The 21,088-nt window shown below is 59.9% G+C and carries 15 protein-coding genes; 8 read left to right on the forward strand and 7 right to left on the reverse strand.

The window, feature by feature from the left end; all coding sequences use genetic code 11:
* Positions 1–30: 30 nt before the first annotated feature.
* On the forward strand, positions 31–477 hold the full coding sequence (locus GF108_RS10170) for a MarR family winged helix-turn-helix transcriptional regulator (protein WP_027229922.1): 447 nt from the start codon (positions 31–33) through the stop codon (positions 475–477).
* A gap of 3 nt (positions 478–480) precedes the next feature.
* On the opposite strand, the gene GF108_RS10175 is transcribed toward GF108_RS10170, so the two are convergent.
* Positions 481–831 carry a VOC family protein gene (locus GF108_RS10175; protein WP_153667853.1) on the reverse strand — a complete coding sequence of 117 codons (351 nt, stop codon included), beginning with the start codon at positions 829–831 and terminating at the stop codon, positions 481–483.
* Positions 832–1,060: 229 nt separating this feature from the next.
* Between GF108_RS10175 and GF108_RS10180 the strand changes: the two genes are divergently transcribed.
* A complete protein-coding gene (locus GF108_RS10180; protein ID WP_172982610.1) occupies positions 1,061–2,101 on the forward strand; it encodes an endonuclease/exonuclease/phosphatase family protein in 1,041 nt (346 codons plus the stop codon).
* 3 nt (positions 2,102–2,104) lie between these two features.
* Here GF108_RS10180 and GF108_RS10185 read toward each other — a convergent pair whose 3' ends face one another.
* The gene (locus GF108_RS10185; protein ID WP_153667855.1) at positions 2,105–3,772 is read right to left on the reverse strand and encodes an electron transfer flavoprotein-ubiquinone oxidoreductase; all 1,668 of its coding nucleotides are present in this window, start codon (positions 3,770–3,772) and stop codon (positions 2,105–2,107) included.
* Between the two features lie 275 nt (positions 3,773–4,047).
* On the opposite strand from GF108_RS10185, the gene GF108_RS10190 reads away from it, so the two are divergent.
* The 3 genes from GF108_RS10190 (at position 4,048) to GF108_RS10200 (ending at position 6,895) form a co-directional block, all read left to right on the forward strand.
* Positions 4,048–4,659 carry a hypothetical protein gene (locus GF108_RS10190; protein WP_246663902.1) on the forward strand — a complete coding sequence of 204 codons (612 nt, stop codon included), beginning with the start codon at positions 4,048–4,050 and terminating at the stop codon, positions 4,657–4,659.
* 50 nt (positions 4,660–4,709) lie between these two features.
* Positions 4,710–5,540: a uracil-DNA glycosylase family protein gene (locus tag GF108_RS10195; protein WP_153667856.1), complete on the forward strand. Its 831-nt coding sequence runs from the start codon at positions 4,710–4,712 to the stop codon at positions 5,538–5,540.
* Positions 5,541–5,641: 101 nt separating this feature from the next.
* Positions 5,642–6,895 (forward strand): MFS transporter, encoded by a 1,254-nt coding sequence (locus GF108_RS10200; protein ID WP_153667857.1) that lies wholly within the window; start codon positions 5,642–5,644, stop codon positions 6,893–6,895.
* 5 nt (positions 6,896–6,900) lie between these two features.
* Here GF108_RS10200 and GF108_RS10205 read toward each other — a convergent pair whose 3' ends face one another.
* Complete coding sequence (locus tag GF108_RS10205) at positions 6,901–7,815, reverse strand: DMT family transporter (RefSeq protein WP_153668249.1); 915 nt, start codon at positions 7,813–7,815, stop codon at positions 6,901–6,903.
* A gap of 276 nt (positions 7,816–8,091) precedes the next feature.
* Between GF108_RS10205 and pepN the strand changes: the two genes are divergently transcribed.
* Positions 8,092–10,737 (forward strand): aminopeptidase N, encoded by a 2,646-nt coding sequence (gene pepN / locus GF108_RS10210; protein WP_153667858.1) that lies wholly within the window; start codon positions 8,092–8,094, stop codon positions 10,735–10,737.
* A gap of 218 nt (positions 10,738–10,955) precedes the next feature.
* On the forward strand, positions 10,956–13,277 hold the full coding sequence (locus tag GF108_RS10215; protein ID WP_153667859.1) for a PAS domain-containing sensor histidine kinase: 2,322 nt from the start codon (positions 10,956–10,958) through the stop codon (positions 13,275–13,277).
* Here GF108_RS10215 and GF108_RS10220 read toward each other — a convergent pair whose 3' ends face one another.
* From GF108_RS10220 to GF108_RS10235, 4 genes are all read right to left on the reverse strand, one after another.
* The gene (locus tag GF108_RS10220; protein WP_153667860.1) at positions 13,278–16,244 is read right to left on the reverse strand and encodes a bifunctional [glutamine synthetase] adenylyltransferase/[glutamine synthetase]-adenylyl-L-tyrosine phosphorylase; all 2,967 of its coding nucleotides are present in this window, start codon (positions 16,242–16,244) and stop codon (positions 13,278–13,280) included.
* Positions 16,241–17,641 carry a HAMP domain-containing sensor histidine kinase gene (locus tag GF108_RS10225; protein ID WP_091919242.1) on the reverse strand — a complete coding sequence of 467 codons (1,401 nt, stop codon included), beginning with the start codon at positions 17,639–17,641 and terminating at the stop codon, positions 16,241–16,243. Before GF108_RS10225 ends, GF108_RS10220 begins: the two co-directional genes overlap by 4 nt.
* Positions 17,638–18,324 carry a response regulator transcription factor gene (locus tag GF108_RS10230; RefSeq protein WP_027229934.1) on the reverse strand — a complete coding sequence of 229 codons (687 nt, stop codon included), beginning with the start codon at positions 18,322–18,324 and terminating at the stop codon, positions 17,638–17,640. The genes GF108_RS10225 and GF108_RS10230 overlap by 4 nt, the downstream gene beginning before the upstream one ends.
* Before the next feature lie 152 nt (positions 18,325–18,476).
* Positions 18,477–20,012 (reverse strand): Do family serine endopeptidase, encoded by a 1,536-nt coding sequence (locus tag GF108_RS10235; RefSeq protein WP_027229935.1) that lies wholly within the window; start codon positions 20,010–20,012, stop codon positions 18,477–18,479.
* Between the two features lie 185 nt (positions 20,013–20,197).
* Between GF108_RS10235 and GF108_RS10240 the strand changes: the two genes are divergently transcribed.
* Positions 20,198–21,088, forward strand: a complete 891-nt coding sequence (locus GF108_RS10240) for an MBL fold metallo-hydrolase (protein ID WP_153667861.1) — start codon at positions 20,198–20,200, stop codon at positions 21,086–21,088.

Raw genomic sequence — 21,088 nt, forward strand, 5'->3', positions numbered from 1 at the left:
CATTTAGGTTGATATCAACATATATAGGCCATGTCAAAGCCGATTTCCGTTCCTTTCGAAACCACCCTTTATGTCCGTGATACCTGCATGTGTCTGGCCGTGCAGCGGACGGCGCGCGCCCTTGCCCGTCGCTTCGACGAGGCGATGCGCCCCTACGATGTCACCAACGGGCAGTTTTCCCTGCTCATGTCGCTGAACCGTCCGCAGCCGCCGAACCTGCGTTCGGTGGCATCGCTCCTTGCCATGGACCGCACCACACTGACCGCAGCGCTGAAACCTTTGGAGCGTCGCGGCCTCGTGAAGGTGGAGATCGACCCTGCGGACAAGCGCAGCCGATTATTGGCGCTCACGCCGGCCGGGAGCAAGCTCCTGTCCGACGTTTTGCCGGTATGGACCAGCACGCATAAGGACATTCAGGCGCTTCTCGGCAATGACGAACACGATCGCCTTCTCAGCAATCTGGCAAAGTTGCTTTGAGCTTTAAGCATGCGCGAGAATGTTGACGATCCTGCCCGACGGATCGCGTACGTAGAAGCGGCGCACGCCCCATGGCTCGTCTGTGATGCCATAGGTGATCTCGTAGCCCGCCGCCACCGCCCGCGCATAGAGAGCATCGACGTTATCGACCTCGATGGAAAGGTCGGGCACGGGCGTTCCTGAACCGCCTTCGCTGGCAATACTGAGCTCAGGTCTGGTCGGAGCGTCGGACGCGAAGGTCAGTATCCAGCCATGATCCATGACCACATTCAGGCCGAGCAAATCTTCATAAAACGCCCGGACCGCAGCAGGATCGGAAACAGCGAGATTGGCGACGATGCGCTTGACGGTCATAACGTGCTCCGGTTCGACGGTACATATTGTCCTATGGACATCTAGCTTCGCGAATGATGCAGTGAAAGGCCCCAACAGTGCAAAACATCGCGGGAAAGGCGCCGCGCAGCAACGAATTCAGGGTTGCAAATGCTGCGCGAAGAAGTTGACACCGATTGCAGTCGCGGACGTAACACCCTCTTGGAGTCATCATCTTGATTGCGTCGCAATTGCCGGTTTAATGCGTCCAATGACGACCCCATCATCGCATTCGCGGCTCAGGCTCGCTGCAGTCCTCATACCGAGCCTGATCTCGGTGCCGCTGGTTCTTGGCTTTTTCGGATCGGCGCATCCGCTCTTCGATGCCTTTGCGCATTTTCGCATGCATCTCGCCGTACTGATGGCCATCTCGGCAATCCCTGCGCTCATCCTTGGCCTATGGCGCGAGGGGCTGATGTCGATCGTCTTCGCGCTGACGGCGCTGGGGACGGTATTGATACCCACACCTGCTCCTTCGGCCGAAGGCGGAAGCGAGCCCGCATCGAATGGCGACCTCCCCGAATTCAAGCTGATGCAGCTCAACCTTCGCTACGACAATCGCGATCAGTCGGAAGTCATTCGAACGATCGCGCGCGAAGCGCCCGACGTCATCACCTTGCAAGAGGTATCCGACGACTGGCGATCCAGACTCAAAGCTGTTGAAGGACGATATCCTCACAAGATCGTCTGCCCAAGCACGAAGCGCGTCGGCGGCGTTGCCATCCTTTCGCGGCGGCCTTTCGCGCTCGGTACGACACCTCAGTGCGTCGGAAACAGTTTGATGGCGCTGGCGCGCATCGATTTCGGCGGGCGCAGCGCACTCATAGCCTCCGTGCACCTTGGCTGGCCCTGGCCTTTCGAGCAGGCGGAAAATGTCGAGGAGATGCAGCCCTATCTCGTGCGCCTTGGCGGTCCGATAATCCTTGCCGGTGATTTCAACGCTGCACCGTGGAGCCAGACCATCAGGAACCTCGTCGACGCCAGCAACACGCATCCAGTCGACGGCTTGCGTCCAAGTTGGCTGATCAACGGCACTTTTGCCCATGCCGCGCGCTGGATCGGCCTGCCGATCGACCATGTGCTGGTATCAGAGCGCATCGCGGCAAAATCGGTGGATTCGCTTCAGCCGGTCGGCTCCGACCATCTGCCGCTGCTGCTGCGATTTTCAATAGAGGGCGTGGATGACAATGGACCGGACGAGCAGACCGTCATGCTCCGCAATCAGGAGCCCGGCACGATGGCCGGGCTTTGAGAACTACATGTTCGTATAGACGGGCCCCTCGCCGCCCTGCGGCGGCACCCAGTTGATATTCTGATTGGGGTCTTTGATATCGCAGGTTTTGCAGTGGACGCAGTTTTGGGCATTGATGACGAATTTCGGACCCGACGCCTCCTCGACCCACTCATACACACCCGCCGGGCAATACCGGGTCGATGGCCCGGCAAAGACATCGTGTTCCGATGACTTCTGCAGCGCAGGGTCCTTGACGATGAGGTGAACCGGCTCGTTCTCCTCATGGTTGGTGTTCGACAGGAACACTGACGAAAGGCGGTCAAAGGTGAGAACGCCATCCGGCTTCGGGTAAGCGATCCGGCTGTACTTGCTCGCGGGCTCGAGCGAGGCAGCGTCGTTCTTGCCGTGCTTCCAGGTTCCGAACGGCGACCAGCCGCCAAAGATCGTGTTGAGCCACATGTCGAGACCGCCGAGCATGACGCCGCCAATGGTGCCGAGCTTGGACCACATCGGCTTGACATTGCGCACGCGCTTCAGGTCCTTGCCGATTTCGCTGGAGCGCCAGGCATTCTCGTACGTGATAAGTTCATCATTGGCGCGGCCTGCCGCAAGCGCCTCGGCGACATGCTCGGCTGCCAGCATGCCGGACAGCATGGCGTTGTGGGAGCCCTTGATACGCGGAACATTGACGAAACCGGCCGAGCAACCAATCAGCGCTCCGCCCGGGAACGACAGTTTCGGCACCGATTGCCAGCCGCCTTCGGTGATGGCGCGCGCGCCATAGGAGAGGCGTTTGCCGCCTTCAAACGTACCGCGAATGGCCGGATGCGTCTTGAAACGCTGGAATTCCTCGAATGGCGACAGGTAGGGATTCTTGTAGTTGAGGTGCATGACGAAGCCGACGGCGACGGTATTGTCCTCAAGGTGATAGAGGAACGAACCGCCCCCCGTCTTCATGTCGAGCGGCCAGCCAAAGGAGTGCTGCACCAGCCCGAGCTTGTGCTTGGAGGGATCGACTTGCCAGAGTTCCTTGAGGCCGATGCCGTACTTCGCCGGCTCCTTGCCCTCGCTGAGCTTGAAATTGTTGATCAACACTTTGGCGAGCGAGCCTCGCGCCCCTTCGGCGATGAGGACATACTTGCCCAGAAGAGCCATGCCGCGCGTATAGGCGGGACCATGCGTGCCATCTTTTTCAATGCCCATGTCGCCGGTGGCTACGCCGATGACTGCGCCGTTATCATCGTAAAGAACCTCGGTGCCGGCGAAGCCGGGGTAGATTTCAACGCCGAGTTCCTCCGCCTTGGTGCCGAGCCAGCGGCAAACATTGCCGAGCGAAACGATGAAATTGCCATGATTGTTCATCAGCGGCGGCATGGCGAAATTGGGCAGGCGGATAGAGCCCGAATGTCCCAGCACCAGGAAATGATCGGCCGTTACCGGCGTCTTGAAGGGGTGGCCCTCCTCGTCGCGCCAGCCGGGCAGCAGTTTGTCTATGCCGATGGGATCGACGACTGCGCCGGAAAGGATATGGGCTCCGATCTCACCGCCCTTTTCGAGAACGACGACGGAAAGTTCAGGATTGATCTGCTTGAGCCTGATGGCAGCCGAGAGGCCCGACGGTCCACCGCCGACGATCACGACATCAAACTCCATGCTTTCGCGCTCTGGAAGTTCTGGTGTCTCGCTCATGCTTTCCTCCTGAATACCTGGTATGCCCCGTAACACGATTCCTGCCCGTGTTTTTCCGATTTGTAACGCAACAATAGCCGCAAGACAGTGCCTAGAAAGCATTCCAGATGCGGCCAATTGCCCTCATGTTACGACAGCGCGGCGATTCATAATTTACCTTGACGTAAACGTCAATCAACTGCCGCCCTGTGACAGTTGCGCGATGCTGCAATTCGTTCATACTTAGCCACGAACATAGCGAAGCTGGTGCCCATCTTTTGATGATTGGAGACCGGATGACACGACCCCGGGCAATCTGGATGCTCAAAGGCCTCCTCGCCGCCGCTTTGCTGTTCGCCGCCGCTCTTTCCCCTGCAATCGCAGCCGAAGAACCCGAACTTTGGGCGGCGGGGCCCTATTCATTTTCCGACGAACTTGGCGGCTTTACGATCCGGTCAATAAGCGGAACGGGTACGCTGAAAGACCCCATCATCCTCACCGAGGAGTTTCCTTCCGCAACGCCGACAACCCTTGTCATCCGAACCGACAGGGTCGCGCTTACAAACCCGAACGAGGATGCCGGCATTCTCTTCTACTTGCAGGTTCGGGCGATCAACGGCAGCGGCCATCCGTGGATCGAGTTCGAATTCGAACTACAGGAGCAGTTGAACGTGCCGAGCGACTATGGCGACGGCCTGTCGTTCTATCAACCGGGCGACAAGACCGACCTGGTCAAGTCGCGGGGCTTTGCGCATTACAGCGACGATTTCGAGCCTTACGACCGCCTTGTGTTCAGTGGCGGCAAACTCGATCCCGGCGAGAATGCGACGTTCCAGTTTCCAATCGCTGATTTTACGCCGAAGCGTGTGTTCTATCTGGTGCAGGACCCTCGTATTCCATCCTCTTGAACTTGCAATCGCCCGCACAATTTGCGACTTCAGAGAAAAAGGATTGCCCATTGCCCAACCTGCGCGAGCTCTTGCACTTTTATGCCGAGGCCGGTGTCGACACGCCGCTCGAGGATGTGCCGGTCGACAGGTTTTCGCAAATCGAGGCGAAGCGTGCATCGTCGGTCGCGCCCGTTTCCCCTCCTGCGAGGTCCGCATCCGCGCCGGCTCCTGAACGCCCTCAAGCCAACTTAGCCGCGCCGGCGCTTGCCAAGGCGTCCGTGCCTGACGACGCGAAGATCGCAATGGCGCGCCAGCTTGCATTAGGGGCAGGTTCGCTCGAAGAACTGCGCGAGCAGCTCGCCGCCTTCGACGGGTGCAATCTGAAGTTCACGGCCAAGAACCTCGTCTTTTCCGATGGCAATCCCGCCGCATCCATCATGTTCGTAGGCGAAGCGCCCGGTCGCGAAGAGGATCTGGAGGGCGTGCCCTTCATCGGCCGTTCCGGGCAATTGCTTGACCGCATGTTTGCCGCCATCGGCCTTGATCGCAGCAGTGTCTATATTGCCAATACAATCCCTTGGCGGCCGCCGGGCAACCGGACGCCGACGCCGCTCGAAACGGAAATCTGCCGTCCGTTCTTCGAGCGCCAGGTGGAACTCGCCAACCCAAAGATTTTGGTGGCACTCGGCGGCCCGGCTGCCAAGGCATTGACCAATGCCGGCGAAGGCATTTTGCGGCTGCGCGGCAACTGGAAGACCCATCTTACGCCCTCCGGCATCGAGATACCGGTGATGCCAACGCTTCACCCGGCCTACCTCCTGCGCAACCCGGCACAGAAGCGCTTTGCCTGGCGCGACTTCCTCAATGTCAAAATGCGGTTGCGCAGCCTGGCCGAATAATCCAATGGCTTGGCGCAAAACTGGAAAGGCAGTGTCGTAATTATCGGCTTGCAGACCGAACGAAACCTGTAGCTTTCCAGGCTGACACGCAGGATCCTTCGATGTTTCTCCAGCTCTTGCCGATTACGGCGCTATTGACCAGCACGTTTCTGATGCTGACGGCGGGGGGGCTCGCGGGAATTCTGTTGCCGCTGCGCGCCGGCATGGAGGGCTGGTCGCCGACGACGATCGGCTGGCTTGGTACGGGCTACGCGCTTGCCTTCACCGGAGGCTGCATCGTCGTGCCACGACTGGTGCGGCGTGTCGGCCATGTCCGCGTCTTCGCCGTTCTCCTGACGCTGCTCAGCATGTCGATGCTCCTGCATGGTTTGATCGTCGATCCCTGGGCCTGGACCGTTTTTCGCGCTCTGGCCGGTTTTTCGCTCGCCGGGAGCTACATGGTCATCGAGAGCTGGCTCAACGAGCGCGTCACCAATGCGACGCGCGGCATGGTGTTCTCGATCTATATGATCGTGTCGATGATCGGCCTCCTTGTCGGCCAATATATCCTGCCATTCGGCAATCCTTTGACGCAGGCGCTGTTCATGATCGGCGCCCTCATCTACGCCGCCGCCCTCATACCGACGGGCCTTTCCAATGCGCAGTCGCCGCGTCCGCTCACCCAGGTTTCACTGGATTTGCCGGGCCTCTTCCGCAAGTCACCCGCGGCGCTGGTCGGCTCGCTGCTTGCCGGGATTATCGCGGGTGCATGGAATTTCTTATCGGCGGTCTATGGACGCGATATCGGGCTTTCCACCTTCGGCATCGCCACGATGATTGCCACATCGATGATCGGCGGGGCGATTTTCCAGTATCCTATCGGCCGCATGTCGGATTTCATCGACCGTCGCTACGTCATGGTCGTCGCCGGGATTGGCGGTGTCGCCATATCATTGACGATGATCATGCTGCAGCCAACGACCCCATGGGTCATCTATACGCTGATGTTCGCTTTCGGGACCGTGCTCTTCCCCATCTATTCGCTGAACGTGGCCCATGCCAACGACTTCGCCGAGCCGAGCGAATTCGTCAAGGTGTCGAGCGGACTGCTCATTGTTTACGGTGTTGGCAGCATGATAGGGCCGCAGATCGCAGGCCGGCTCATGGACTTGAACGGCCCGTCCGGATTCTTCGTGACGATGGCGATCACCTACGCCGCCTACGGATCCTACGCGTTCTGGCGCAGCCTGCGCCGTGCCGCGCAGGCGCCCTCGACGCGGCCGGATTTCGCCATTCGCCCGCATGACCGCCCGCAAACGCCCGAAACCTTGCAACTGCACCCGTTGAGCGAAGCGGCTCAGGGCGAGCAGCAGTAGGGCGATCAACCCTGCGGCGTCGATGCCTTGCGCGCCCTTGCGCGGGCAAGGCCGAGCCGGTGCTCGCGGTAGATGATGAAGATCCCGGCACTGATGACGATGACCGCGCCGGTGATCATTTCGGCGGTCGGGATATCACCGAAGAGCAGGTAGCCGATAGTAATCCCAAGCAACATGGATGTGTATTCGAACGGCGCAATCGTCGACATGTCGGCGTGGCGGTAGCTTTCAGTCAGGAGGATCTGCGCGACGCCGCCGGCGATCCCGGCCATGATCAGATAGGTTGCCTGCAAGCCCGTCGGGCACACCCAGCCGAATGGAAAACTTACGACGGCGATAAGGCTCGACGCGATCGAGAAATAGACGACGATTGTGGGTGTGCGCTCCGTCTGCACGAGCTTGCGCACGAGCAGCATGGCAACGGCAGCAAGCCCGGCGCCGCCGAGCGTGGCAAGGGCGCCGATCGCCTCGCCGCCGCCAAATTCCGTCTCCCCGGTAAAGAAAGACATGCGCGGCCAAAGGATGATCAGGACACCAACCAGCCCGAAGCATACCGCCGACCAGCGGTAAAGGCGGACCGTCTCGCGCAGAAATATCGCGCTGCAGACGACGGTCAGGAGCGGCGTCGCGTAAGAGATCGCAATCGATTCCGGCAGCGGCAGTTTGGTCAGGCCATAAAAACTGAGGCTCATGGCGCTGACGCCGACGAAGCCGCGCCAGAAATGGCTGAAGGGCTCGCTCGTCTTGAAAGCGACGGACATTTGTCCCTGCCATGCGATAAAGGCGATGACCGGAAAGATTGCGAAGAAGGAGCGGAAAAAGACGAGCTGACCGGCGGGAATTCCATCCGATGCCTTGAGCAGGCTCGACATGCAGACGAAGACACAGACGGAGGCGACTTTCAGACCAATTCCGAGCATCGCATTGGTCGTACGCAACTTGTCTGCAACGGGCGGTTCACCTTCTTGCGGGTGAACGATAGTGGTCACAACAGGAATTCCTTGGGGGTAGGCGGCGAGCGAAATGATGAGGACTGGAAACTGATATATCTATATGCTTGTTTTCACAGGCACACCAGATGGAATTCCGATCACGTTGCGTTTGGCGCTCAAACAATCGGTTGATCGCGGTCCTCAGGGTTTCCTACCGACGCAACTTGCTCTAGGTTCCGGCACCACACAAAGGATTTTTCGACTATGCGTACCGATACCGGCAAGGTTTTTCATCTGGAAGATTACAAGCCGACCGATTTTCTCATTCCCGAAACACATCTGGATTTCACGCTCGATCCGGAGCGCACAATTGTCAAATCGAAGCTTATCGTCGAACGCCGCGCAGGCGTCGGCGCCGATGCACCGCTCATTCTCGATGGTGACGAACTCAAGCTTGTCGATATCCGCATCGACGGAGCCCCGCTTGGCGACAATGCCTACATGGCCTCGCCGGAGCGACTCGAGATCCGCGGCCTGCCGGAAAGCGGAAGGTTTACGCTTGAAATAACCACGGAGATCAATCCTACTCTCAACCGGCAATTGACCGGCCTCTACCGCTCGAGCGGCGTGTACTGCACCCAGTGCGAGGCTGAAGGCTTTCGCCGGATCACCTATTTCCTCGACCGGCCGGACCTTCTTTCCGTCTATACGGTCCGTATCGAAGCGGCGCGCAGCGAGGCGCCTCTCCTGCTTTCAAACGGCAACCCCAAGGATAAGGGAGCGCTTACGGATGGGCGCCACTTTGCAGTCTGGCACGATCCCCATCCCAAGCCCGCCTATCTCTTTGCGCTCGTCGCCGGTGATCTCGGCGTCATCACCGACAGTTTCACGACGGCGTCCGGCCGCCACGTAGATCTCGGCATCTATGTCGAACATGGCAAGGAAGCGCGTGCGCTTTATGCGATGGACGCACTGAAACGTTCGATGAAGTGGGACGAAGAGGCATTCGGCCGCGAATACGATCTCGACATCTTCAACGTCGTCGCCGTGTCTGATTTCAACATGGGCGCGATGGAGAACAAGGGGCTCAATGTCTTCAACGACAAATATGTCCTTGCCGATCCCGAGACCGCGACCGACGCAGACTACGCCGGCATCGAGGCCGTCATCGCCCACGAATATTTCCACAATTGGACAGGCAATAGAATCACTTGCCGGGATTGGTTCCAGCTTTGCCTCAAGGAAGGTCTGACCGTCTATCGCGATCACGAGTTTTCGGCCGATATGCGTTCGCGGCCGGTCAAGCGCATTGCCGAGGTCAAGGCGCTCAAGGCGCATCAGTTCCCGGAAGACGCCGGTCCCCTCGCCCATCCGGTGCGCCCGCGCCAGTTCCGCGAGATCAACAATTTCTACACCTCGACGGTCTATGAAAAAGGTTCGGAAGTCGTGCGCATGATCCGCACGATCCTTGGACCCGAACTCTTTCGCAAGGGCATGGATCTCTATTTCGAACGCCATGACGGCGATGCCGCGACCATCGAAGATTTCATCAAGGTCTTCGAAGATGCCTCCGGCGAGGACCTTAGCCAGTTCGGCCTCTGGTACGACCAGGCGGGAACGCCCAATCTCGCCGTCACTTACGACTATGACCAGGCAACCAAGACATTCGAGATCGAAATAGAACAGTCGCTGAAGCCGACGCCAGGACAGGCGTCGAAGAAGCCGATGCACATTCCCGTCAGGTTCGGCCTGCTCGGTGCCAAGGGCCGCGAACTAAAGCCGCGGTCGGCGAAGGGCGGGCTCGTCGATGGCGACGTGATCCATCTGCGCAAGCGCAAGGAACGTTTCACCCTTTCGGGCATCGCCGAGCGCCCGGTGCCATCGCTGCTGCGCGGTTTCTCCGCGCCGGTGACGATGACGAGTGAGCTGACGCGCACGGACCTTATCTTTCTTGCACGCAACGATGGCGACGAGGTCAATCGCTGGCAGGCATTGACGGAGCTTCTCAACAGCAAGCTCACCAGCAACGCCAAACGTATTCGCGGCGGCAAGCCGGCGACCATCGAAAGCTCATCGATCAAACTTCTCGGGGAGATCGCGGCCAATGTTGCGCTGGACGAGGCTTTCCGCGCGCTTTGCCTGAGCGTTCCATCCGAGAGCGATATTGCGCGCGAGCTCGGCGCCAATATCGACCCCGACGCGATCCTCGCGAGCCGCGATGCGCTGATCAAGACCGTTGCCGAGGCCAATGAGGAAAAGTTCACCCAGATTTACGATCAACTCGCCGATGACGGGCCGTTCCAGCCCGATGCTGCAAGTGCGGGGCGGCGTGCGCTGCGCAACGTCCTCCTCGATTATCTGAGTGTCGCGGAAGCGGATCCGAAGCGTGCGGCTGCTCAATTCAACAGCGCCGACAACATGTCGGACCGTGCCGCGGCGTTGCATGTGCTTGTCCAGCGCTTCAGCGGCAGCGATGCTACCAGCCAGGCGCTCAAGGCCTTCGAGGACCGTTTCGGCAGTGACGCGCTGGTCATGGACAAATGGTTCATCGTCCAGGCGATGCAGCCCGGCGTCGGAGCACTGCAGCGGGTGCAGCGCCTGATGAAGCACAAGCTGTTCTCTCTCGACAACCCCAACCGCGCGCGTGCGCTCATCGGCGCATTTTCCAGCGGCAACCAGACCGGTTTCAACAGGGCCGATGGCAATGGCTATGTGTTCTTTGCCGAAACGATCCTGACGATCGAAAAGAAGAACCCGCAGCTTGCCGCGCGCCTGCTGACGGCGATGCGCTCTTGGCGCTCCTTCGAGCCGGTGCGGCGCGAACATGCGCGCGAAGCGCTGGCAAATATCGCTAAAGTCGGCGGTCTTTCGGCGGATGTGCGCGATATCGTGGAGCGAACGCTGGCTTAGGCCGGCAATCCGGGCCACCTGCGATCAGGGAATTCGAGTCATTTCAAGGTGTTACGATCCGTCGTTCATCGGAGGCCTCGATTTGCCTAAACTATTGATAAATATTTAATAAAGGGACTAGACACAAAGAATCAGTTTTGATTCACTGTAGCTGCTTCGGATGTGCGGCGTGCCGGAGCAAATCACGGGACACAACGACAATTCGAGGGGGCCATTCAATGGCAAATGCGGACGCGTATCGCGCGCCGACGGGGAAGATTTACGCCAAGGACCGGACGACTGCGCGGGGGCGCAACCGGCTCTCCGGACACGTAAAGCTTCTTGCCGACCCCGCCTATGGCAAGCTTCTCGCGACCGAACCCTATCTGCGCCGCGCCATTCCGCCGCTGATCGTCGTTTTTCTCATCGTGCTCGCCGTCATACGCTCGATGTCACTGCTCGCCTGGCGCGACGATGCCGAGCGGACAGCCCGCGCCACCCTTTCCATGGCTGCCATCCATATGGCGAGTATCATCGACAACCGGATAAACGGCGGCCAGAAACTCGGCCGCGGCGATCTTCAGAACATCATCGCCGAGACCCGCGCCAGCGACCTCATCCCCCAGGGGATGTGGTTTGCAATTGCCGATGCGGATGCGCGCATTATCGCCTCGTCCGAAGGCGGCGAGCGCTGGCGCGAACGCAATCTCGAAACCTTCGTGACCGAGGGGCAGCCGCTGTTCCTGTTTGGCGAGCGCGCCGGCACCATGCCCGTCAAGGTCGAGGGAACGCCGGCCTTTGCCGCCTATAGCCGCACAGCCAATGCGGCGCATTCGGTCTTCGCCATGCAGCCGGTCGAGGATGTCTTCGCCGAGTGGCGGCGCACCGTCTCGGTCAATGTGACAATGTTCGCAGGAACAGCGACGATCATGCTGATCGTGCTCTACGCCTATTTCAGCCAGTCTGCGCGGGCCCAGGATGCAGACGAGCTCTACCAACACACGCAGGCACGGGTCGATACCGCCCTCGCCCGCGGGCGTTGCGGCTTGTGGGACTGGGACATGGCACGCGGACGGGTCTACTGGTCACGTTCCATGTATGAAATGCTGGGCTACGAAGCGCATGATGCGATCCTCTCGCTCGGCGACATTTCGTCGATCATTCATCCGGATGACGATAAGCTCTATAATGTCGCCTCGCAGGTCGCGGCAGGCGAAATCAACCAGATGGATCGCGTCTTCCGCATGCGCCACGCCGAGGGCCATTGGGTATGGATGCGGGTGCGCGCCCAGGTGGCGGGCGAAGGCGACCTGCATCTCGTTGGCGTCGCCGTGGATGTGAGCGAGCAGCATCGCTTTGCCCAGGCGACCGCGCAGGCCGACCAGCGCATCCGTGAAGCGATCGAAAGCATCTCCGAGACCTTCGTTCTCTGGGACGCCGACAACCGGCTCGTCATGTCAAACGGCAAGTTCAACGAGTATTCGGGACTTGCGAACGAGTGTCTCCTGCCCGGAATCGGCCGTGACGAGCTGGAGCCGCGCATCCGTGCCGTCGCCTTTGAAAAGCGCATGGCCAATGAGAATGGTCGCAACGGCGCGCTGACCTTCGAAAGGCAGCTTGCCGACGGACGCTGGCTGCAGGTCAACGAGCGTCGGACGCAGGATGGCGGGCTTGTCTCCGTCGGCACCGACATCACCCAATTGAAGGTGCACGAGGAACGGCTGGTCGACAGCGAGCGCCGCCTTATGGCGACCATTCACGACCTCAGCCTCGCCCGCAAATCCGAAGTCGAGCGTACGCTCGAGCTTACGGAGCTCAACAGCAAATACGTGGTCGAAAAGGAACGTGCCGAGGCGGCAAACCGCGCCAAGTCCGAGTTCCTCGCCAACATGTCACACGAACTGCGCACGCCGCTCAACGCCATTATCGGTTTTTCCGAAATCATGCATTCGGGAACCTTCGGCGAACTCGGCTCCGACCGCTATGTCGAATATGTCCACGACATCCACACCAGCGGCAATTATCTGCTCAATGTCATCAACGACATCCTCGACATGTCGAAGATCGAAGCTGGACATTTCTCGCTCGATCGCGAGGAAATTGATCTCTGCCCACTCATCCACGAGACCGTCCGGGTCATCTCGCTGCAGGCGCAGGAGAAGGACATCAAGGTCGATACGCGCATCGCCGACAGCGTCACAATCGACGCCGACCGCCGCGCGATCAAGCAGGTGCTGCTCAACCTTCTCTCCAATGCCGTGAAATTCACCGATACGGGCGGGCGCATAGCGGTGCGGGCACGCAAGGTTTCGGGCGCGCTGGTCTTCACAGTCGAGGATACCGGCTGCGGCATCCCCAAATCGGCGCTGAAGAAGATCGGCCAGCCCTTTGAACAGGTGGAAAACCAGTTCACCAAGTCGCATGCGGGCTCCGGACTTGGCCTCGCCATCTCGCGCTCGCTCACGGAGCTTCACGGCGGCGCGCTAAAGATCCGTTCGACCGAGGGTGTCGGCACCATTGTCTCGGTGCGCATCCCGACGCGGGCGCTGGAAGCCGCCTAGCTACTTCTTCTTTGCTTTCTGCAGCAATGAGTCAAACGTCTTGCGTACCGACATGGCTGTCTCCTGAAGTTGCGCCTCTACGCGATCAAGATCGGGAAGGTCGGAGGCCTTGCAGAGAAGATCGCCAAGCCCTGGCGGGAAATCCTCGCGCTTGACATCGCCATCGAGGCACAGGCGGATGATCTGGGTAACGCCGGTATAGAGGTTCGCGGCCTCGACAAGACGGTCGGCTGTTGCGGGATCAACGAACTCGGGCTTCAGCTTGCGCAGCACTTCTGCCGTGGAAAGGGCCACGACCGGCCCTTCGACATTACCGGTGAGCACCGCAAACTGGGCGATGAATTCGAGATCGATAATGCCGCCGGCGACAAGTTTCAGGTCCCAGGCGTCGCTCGGGGGTTTCTCCGCTTCAATCAGCGCCCGCATTTCGGCGGCATCCTTGGCGATTTTCGCCGCGTCGCGCGGCATCGCAAGGATGCCGGCCACGTCTTCCTGAATCTCGGGGAAGAAAGAGGCATCGCCGGCGACCGTGCGCGCCCGGGTCAGGGCCATATGCTCCCACGTCCAGGCATCATTGCGCTGGTATTTACGGAAGGCGTCGATGTGCGTGGCGACCGGGCCCTTGTTTCCGGACGGCCGCAGACGGAAATCGACTTCATAGAGAACGCCTTCCGCCGTCGGCGCCGAAAGTGCCGCTATGAGGCGTTGCGTCAGGCGCATGTAGTATTGCGATGGCGCCAGGCCTTTTTCGCCATCTGACTCGTCCGCGTCCTCGTCATGGTCGTAGAGCAGGATGAGATCGACATCGGAGCCGGCGGTCAATTCACGGCTGCCGAGCTTGCCCATGCCAAGAATGGCGATGCGTCCACCTTTGATCGAACCATGTCTTACGGCGAATTCGTCAATGACCGCCTGCAGGGCGCGGTCGATAACGAGATCGGCAAGGTCCGAAAATGCCTTGCCAGCGCGCGCCCCGTCGATCGCGCCGGTCAGCAGGCGGATGCCGATGAGAAAGCGGTGCTCGGCGGCGAAGATGCGCAGCCGGTCGAGAATATCCTCGTAAACCTTGGAGGGCCCGAGAAAATTCTCCAGCCGCTCCGCGAGATAGCTGCGCGTTGGAACATCGGCGAAGATCGCGGGGTCGAGCATGCCGTCGAAAATATGCGGTTTGCGGGTGATAATCCCGGCAAGTCTTGGCGCCGCGCCCATGATCAGCACCAGAAGGTCGAGGAGGCGCGGATTGGACTGCAGCAGGCTGAAGAGCTGTATTCCCGCCGGCAAGCCCTTGATCATTTCGTCAAAGCGCATCAGCGCCTCGTCGGCACGGCTCGTCGCGCCGAAGGCCTTCAGCAGGACCGGCGTCAATTCGGTGAGGCGCTCGCGTGATTCCGCTGACTGCGTAGCACGGTAGCGGCCAAAGTGCCAGGTACGGATGACGCGGCAAATATCGCTCGGGCGTTCGAAGCCAAAATCGGCGAGCGTCTTCAATGTGTCCGGATCATCGACATCGCCGGTGAACACGAGGTTTCCGGCTTCCCCGGTAAGTTCCTGTGCCTGTTCGAACAGCGCCGCATAGTGAGTTTCGACGGTCGTCAGCGCCGCGCGGAAATCCGCCGCAAAGCTTTCGCCATCGCGATAGCCCATCAGATGCGCAACGCGCAGGAACTCCTCGTCGTCCTCCGGCAGCATATGCGTCTGCTCGTCGGCAATCATCTGGATGCGGTGCTCGACGTCGCGCAGGAACCAGTACTCTCGTGTAAGCGTGTCGCGCGCTTCCTCGCCGATCCAGCCAAGATCCTCCAGTGCCGCAAGCATATCAACGGTGCGCGAGCCCCTCAGCTTGGGAAAACGGCCGCCGGCGATGAGTTGCTGCGTCTGGACGAAGAATTCGATCTCGCGGATGCCACCGCGGCCGAGCTTCACATTGTGGCCACGCACGGCAATTTCGCCGTGGCCCTTATGCGCGTGGATCTGCCGCTTGATCGAATGCACGTCGGCAATCGCAGCATAATCGAGATATTTTCGCCAGACATAGGGTGCGAGTTCCGCAATCACCCGCTTGCCGGCGGCGATATCGCCGGCAACGGGCCGCGCCTTGATCATTGCCGCCCGTTCCCAGTTCTGACCCCGCCCCTCGTAATAATTGAGGGCGGCGCCGACAGGAATTGCCAGCGGCGTCGAGCCCGGGTCCGGACGCAGCCGCAAGTCGGTACGGAAAACGTAGCCGTCCGCCGTACGGTCCTGAAGGATGCGCACCAGACGGCGCGTCAGTCGCGAGAAGGTTTCAACGCAGTCGTAAGGATCGGGAATTGCCGGGCTGTGCTCGTCGATGAAGACGATGAGATCGATATCGGAGGAATAGTTCAGCTCGAACGCGCCGAATTTCCCCATGGCGAGGATGATCCAGCCCGAATCAACCTCCGGATGCTTCAGATCGGGGAGCTTCAATTTGCCGGCGGCATGGGCGTCGCGAAGTAGGAATCGTTCAGCGGCGCCAACACACTCTTCAGCCAGGCGCGAAAGCCAGAACGGGGCATCATCGGCCGAAAAAACACCTGACAGATCGCCAAGAGCGATAAGCAGGTGCCCTTCGAGCTTTTGCTGCCGCAGCGCTGTCATCAGATCGGCTTCGGTGAGGTCTTCCGCATCGCTGCCCGCCGCGATCTCATGCAACAGCACTTCAAGCCGCCGCGGGAGCGAACTCTCGAACAGTGGATCGAGCAATTGCGGACGCTGCAGGAGCGTACCGCGCAGATAGGGTGAAAGATCAAGAACGGCAGACAGAAAACCGGTAGCCGGCTTGTTGTCGTTCAGCGCGCTGCTGAAGCCGCAGCCTTTTTCCGCGGCATGGGCAAGAAACTCGCGCAAGAGAGCCGCAGCATTCTTCTTATCCAAGGGCGCCAATTCCCGCAAAACCTGCGAAAAGAATGGCGCATCAGCATTCGCCGCCTTGGATATTCTGCTCATCCGCTTTCCTCTCCCGCCGGAAATGTCAGGACCGCCCTCAGCCCCGGCGCGTTGTCCGCTAGTTCCAGGGAGCCACCGTGCAATTTCATGACCGCCTTGGCAAGGCTGAGACCGAGACCGGAACCGGGTTGCGAACGGCTTTCCTCAAGTCGCACAAAGCGTTCTGTCGCGCGTTCCATCTGATCGGCGGGAATACCCGTTCCATTGTCGGCAACGATAACTTTCACCTTGTCGTCCGCTCTGACGACGGAAAGCGAAACCTCCACGGGACGGTCGACGCCGCTGGCATATTTGATCGCGTTGTCGACAAGATTGGACACGGTCTGCGCGACAAGTTCCCGGTTGGCCCTGACAGGCGTTGCATCAACGGGTCCGAGCAAGAGCTGGACACCGGCTTCTTCGGCGGAAGGCTCGTAAAGCTCGAACACATCCTCGGCGATCACCGAGAGCGGGATTTGTTCGAGCGCTTCCGTGGAATAGCCGGATTCCAGGCGCGAGATCATCAGGATCGCATTGAAGGTGCGGATAAGCTGATCGGAGTCGCTGATCATGCCTTCCATGGCAGCGCGCCACTGTTTCGTGGTCCTGGCGCTGGCGAGGGCAGATTCGGCGCGATTGTGCATGCGCGTCAACGGCGTCTTCAGATCGTGGGCGATATTGTCGGAGACGTGCCGAACGCCTTCATTGAGTTCTTGAATGCGCGCGAGCATGCCGTTGAGATTCTCAGACAAGCGGTCGAACTCGTCACCGGAACCGCTGACCGGCAGGCGGCCGGCGAGATCGCCGCCCATGATCCGCTGCGATGCGACGGAAACCTTGTCGATGCGCTGAAGCGCGCGGCGGCCGACGAAGAACCAGATCAGGAACGCGCCGATGCCCATGGTACCGAGAGCGGCCATGAGCGCCCGGCGCACGACGAGGCGAACCTGCTCGGGCTCCCCGAGGTCACGCCCGACCATGACGCGAATCCCGTTTGGCATGACGATGACGCGGGCAATGGCGGTGTGGGTTTTAGCTTCGTTGCCCTCGCCGTAACGCTCATAGGTGATGGGACGTTCGATCCAGCCTTCAGTCTGGAGGACGCCGATTTCAATGCTCTGAACGTTTCCGGCGACAATCCGCCCGGCGGGGTCGGTCACCAGATAGAGATAGGCGCCCGGCTGGCGGCCACGACGGTCGATCGAGCGGACAAGCCCGGCAATGCCGCCGCGCTCATAGGATTGGCCGATGCTTTCGATCTCTTCGTTGACGGCGGTCTCTGTTTGCGTGGTTAGAAGACGCACGGAAAGACTGGTCATGTAAAATACAAGGCCCAGCGCGCAAACCGTAAACAGCAGCAGGTAAAGTGCCGACAGCCGGACGGCTGTCATCTTCATCATGGCGGAGAAACGGCTCATGCACCGGTCTCGGCTGCCTTGAGCATGTAGCCGGCACCGCGCACCGTATGCAGCAGCGGCGTACCGAAATCCTTCTCGATCTTACCGCGCAGACGCGAGACGTGGACATCGATTACATTGGTCTGCGGATCGAAATGGTAGTCCCAGACATGTTCGAGCAACATGGTACGGGTGACAACCTGCCCGGCATGGCGCATCAAATATTCAAGCAGGCGGAATTCTCGCGGCTGCAGGATGATGACCTGCCCGGCGCGCTTGGCCGTATGGGAAAGACGGTCGAGTTCGAGATCGCCAACCCGGTAAACGGTCTCGGCCTCTTTTGGGCTCGAGCGGCGCTGAAGCACCTCGATTCGAGCGAGAAGTTCGGAGAAAGCATAGGGCTTGGTGAGATAATCGTCGCCGCCAGCGCGAAGACCGGTGACGCGATCATCGACCTGGCCGAGGGCAGAGAGGATCAGGGCCGGCGTGTCATTGCCGCGCGCCCGAAGCGCCGCCACGACGGAAAGGCCATCGCGACGCGGCAGCATCCGGTCAACGACGAGGGCATCATAGCTGCCCTGCTCCGCCAGCGCGTAACCGGTTTCGCCATCGCCGGCGACATCGGCCGTGTGGCCGGCCTCAGCAAAGGCCTTTTCCAGATATCGGGCCGCTTCGCGGTCATCTTCAATGACGAGAATCTTCATGGCGCAATTCTAAGCCGGTTTTGGTGAATGCGTTAAGTGGTGCCCCAAAAGAAGTGGGCGGCAGATTAATCGAAGGAGATCTGCCGCCCTTGTTTGCGTTGGCGCTTGCGGGGTGGGGGATGTGAAGCGCCGCCGCAACCTTTAGATCAGGATCAACCCTGATTGATCGGCAGCGCCACGAAGCGCGACTGATCGTTGGTCTGGACCTGCAGGAGGACCGCCTTGCGGCCGGCCTTCGTTGCAGAGGTGATCGCCGTCTCGATGTCCGCGCCGCTCTTTACCGGCAGGTTGTTGACCGAAACGATGATGTCGCCCGTGGTGATGCCCTTGTCGGCTGCGTCGCCCTGACGGTCGACGTCGGTAACCACGACACCCTTGCCGTCGTCGGAAGGCATGACGGTCAGGCCGTAGTCATCAAGAGCCGAAGGCTTTGCAGTCTCCTGGTCCGGCTGCGTGTTCTTCGAGGCCAGCTGATCGTCGCCCGGCATCGCCTTGATCGCAACGTTCAGGGACTTTGCTTCACCCTTGCGCCATACAGTCAGCTCGACATCCTTGCCCGGATTGATCGCAGCGATCTTCTTGGCAAGGTCACGTGGGTCGGAAACGGTCTCGCCGTTCACGGCCGTGATCACGTCGCCTGCCGATACGCCAGCCTTTGCGGCGGGGCCATCAGCCTGCGGTTCGGCAACGAGAGCGCCCTTCTCTTCGGCAAGACCAAGGGACTCAGCGATCTCCTTGTTGACCGGCTGAATCTGTACGCCAATCCAGCCACGCGAAACCGATCCGGTCTTGATGAGCTGATCGACAACGTTCTTCGCTGTCGTCGAGGGGATGGCGAAGGCAATGCCGACGCTGCCGCCCGACGGGGAGAAGATAGCGGTGTTGATGCCGACGACTTCGCCGTTGAGATTGAAGGCTGGGCCACCGGAGTTGCCGCGGTTGACGGCAGCATCGATCTGCAGGAAGTCGTCATAAGGGCCTGCGCCGATATCACGGCCGCGAGCCGAGACGATGCCCGCCGTAACAGTACCGCCGAGGCCGAACGGATTGCCGACAGCAACGACCCACTGGCCGACGCGGATCTTGTTGTCGTCGCCGAACGAGACATAGGTGAACTTGCGCTTGTCGTCGACCTTGAGGACGGCGAGATCGGTACGCTTGTCCTTGCCGATCAGCTTGGCGTCGAGTTCGGTGCCGTCATTCAGCACGACCGAATAGGCGCTGCCGTCTTCAACGACGTGGTTGTTGGTGACGAGATAGCCGTCTTCAGAGATGAAGAAACCGGAACCCTGGGCAGTCGGACGGATGCGGTCCGGACGGTTGTGATCGCGCGGGCCACCCTTGCGCGGCTCCATGCGCTGGCCGCCCTGGCCACCGAAATCGTAGAAGAAGCGCTTCAACGGATGGTCGTCCGGCAGCTGATCAAGGCCCGGCATGCCCCCCGAACCATCGTCGGCGGTCTGGTGAACGGCGCTCTTGACGCGGACGCTCACGACCGCGGGGCTGACCTTCTCGACAACGTCGGCAAAGCCGGGCTGCTGGGGAGCATCGACACGCACGGCTTCAGCCTGAGCCGGAACGATAGCGGCGAGCGGACCCGTTGCCAGAAAGCCCCCGACGAGCGCCGAGGACAACATTGCGGCAGCGATGCCCTTGCGGAAGTGTGAGGACTTGCGAATATTCGGCATGAATGTATCTCCTTGAAAGTCCGATCGTGAGGAGGACGATCGCTTTATAGCAGTAGTGATACAGATAGGAACGTTACCCCGCTATTTCCGCAACATGACAAATTTGTAAGATTGACATTGGACGACGCGTGGAAAGCTGGCTACAAACCGCAGGCGCTTCCACCTTCTGTTACCTGGAGACACCCATGCCGCCGCTTGGCTCAACGCTGCGTATCCATAAGCCTTACGAAGGCGTTTATGCCTTCTATGATGGACGGATCGACGGGGTGCGCGCCTATTCCGAACGTCCCAACTGGCTGGATGACGGCGCTTATTCGCTTGGCGTATGTTCCTATGCACTGCTGTCCGGAGATGAGGCGCTTGTCTATGACACGAGCATTTCTCTTCCCCACGCCCGAATAATTCGCAAGACCCTCGAAGATGCCGGCGCGCGCAAGATTACGGTCGTACTGAGCCACTGGCATGTGGATCACGTTGCCGGCAACGAAATTTTCGCCGATTGCGAGATCATCGCCAATAGCCTGACAGAAAAGGCGTTGCGTAAACATAGCGACAATCTGGAAAACAGGGATCCGCCAATCCGGCCGCTGGTCATGCCCAACCGCATTTTCGAGGATGAATTGAGCTTGAAGGTCGGTGCGTTCGACATCGATTTGCGCGTCGTCGATATTCACAGCCACGATGGCACGATGATGCTGCTGCCGGCAATGGAACTATTGTTTGCCGGCGATGCGCTCGAGGATCCGATAACCTATGTCGCTGAGCCCACCCGGCTGAAAGAGCATCTTGCCGATCTCGCCCGCATGGCGACCTGGGATTTCTCGAAGATCCTGCCCAATCATGGCGCAGAGGATATCATTGTCGCGGGCGGTTATGGGCGGGGCCTGATCGATGCAACAAGAAACTATGTCGAGAAGCTGATCGAGGTGCGCCAAAACAGGGATCTCCTGAGCGGCGACCTAAAGGCATTTGCAGAAGAGGATTTTCGTTCGGGCGCGATCAATTATTTCGCTCCCTACGAGGTCGTGCACCGCGAGAACATCAAGGCAGTTCTCTCCGGAGAGGCGGAAGAATAG

Origin of the sequence: Phyllobacterium sp. SYP-B3895 (genome assembly GCF_009647635.1) — a bacterium.
In the GTDB taxonomy this organism is placed as follows: Bacteria; Pseudomonadota; Alphaproteobacteria; order Rhizobiales; family Rhizobiaceae; genus Phyllobacterium; species Phyllobacterium pellucidum.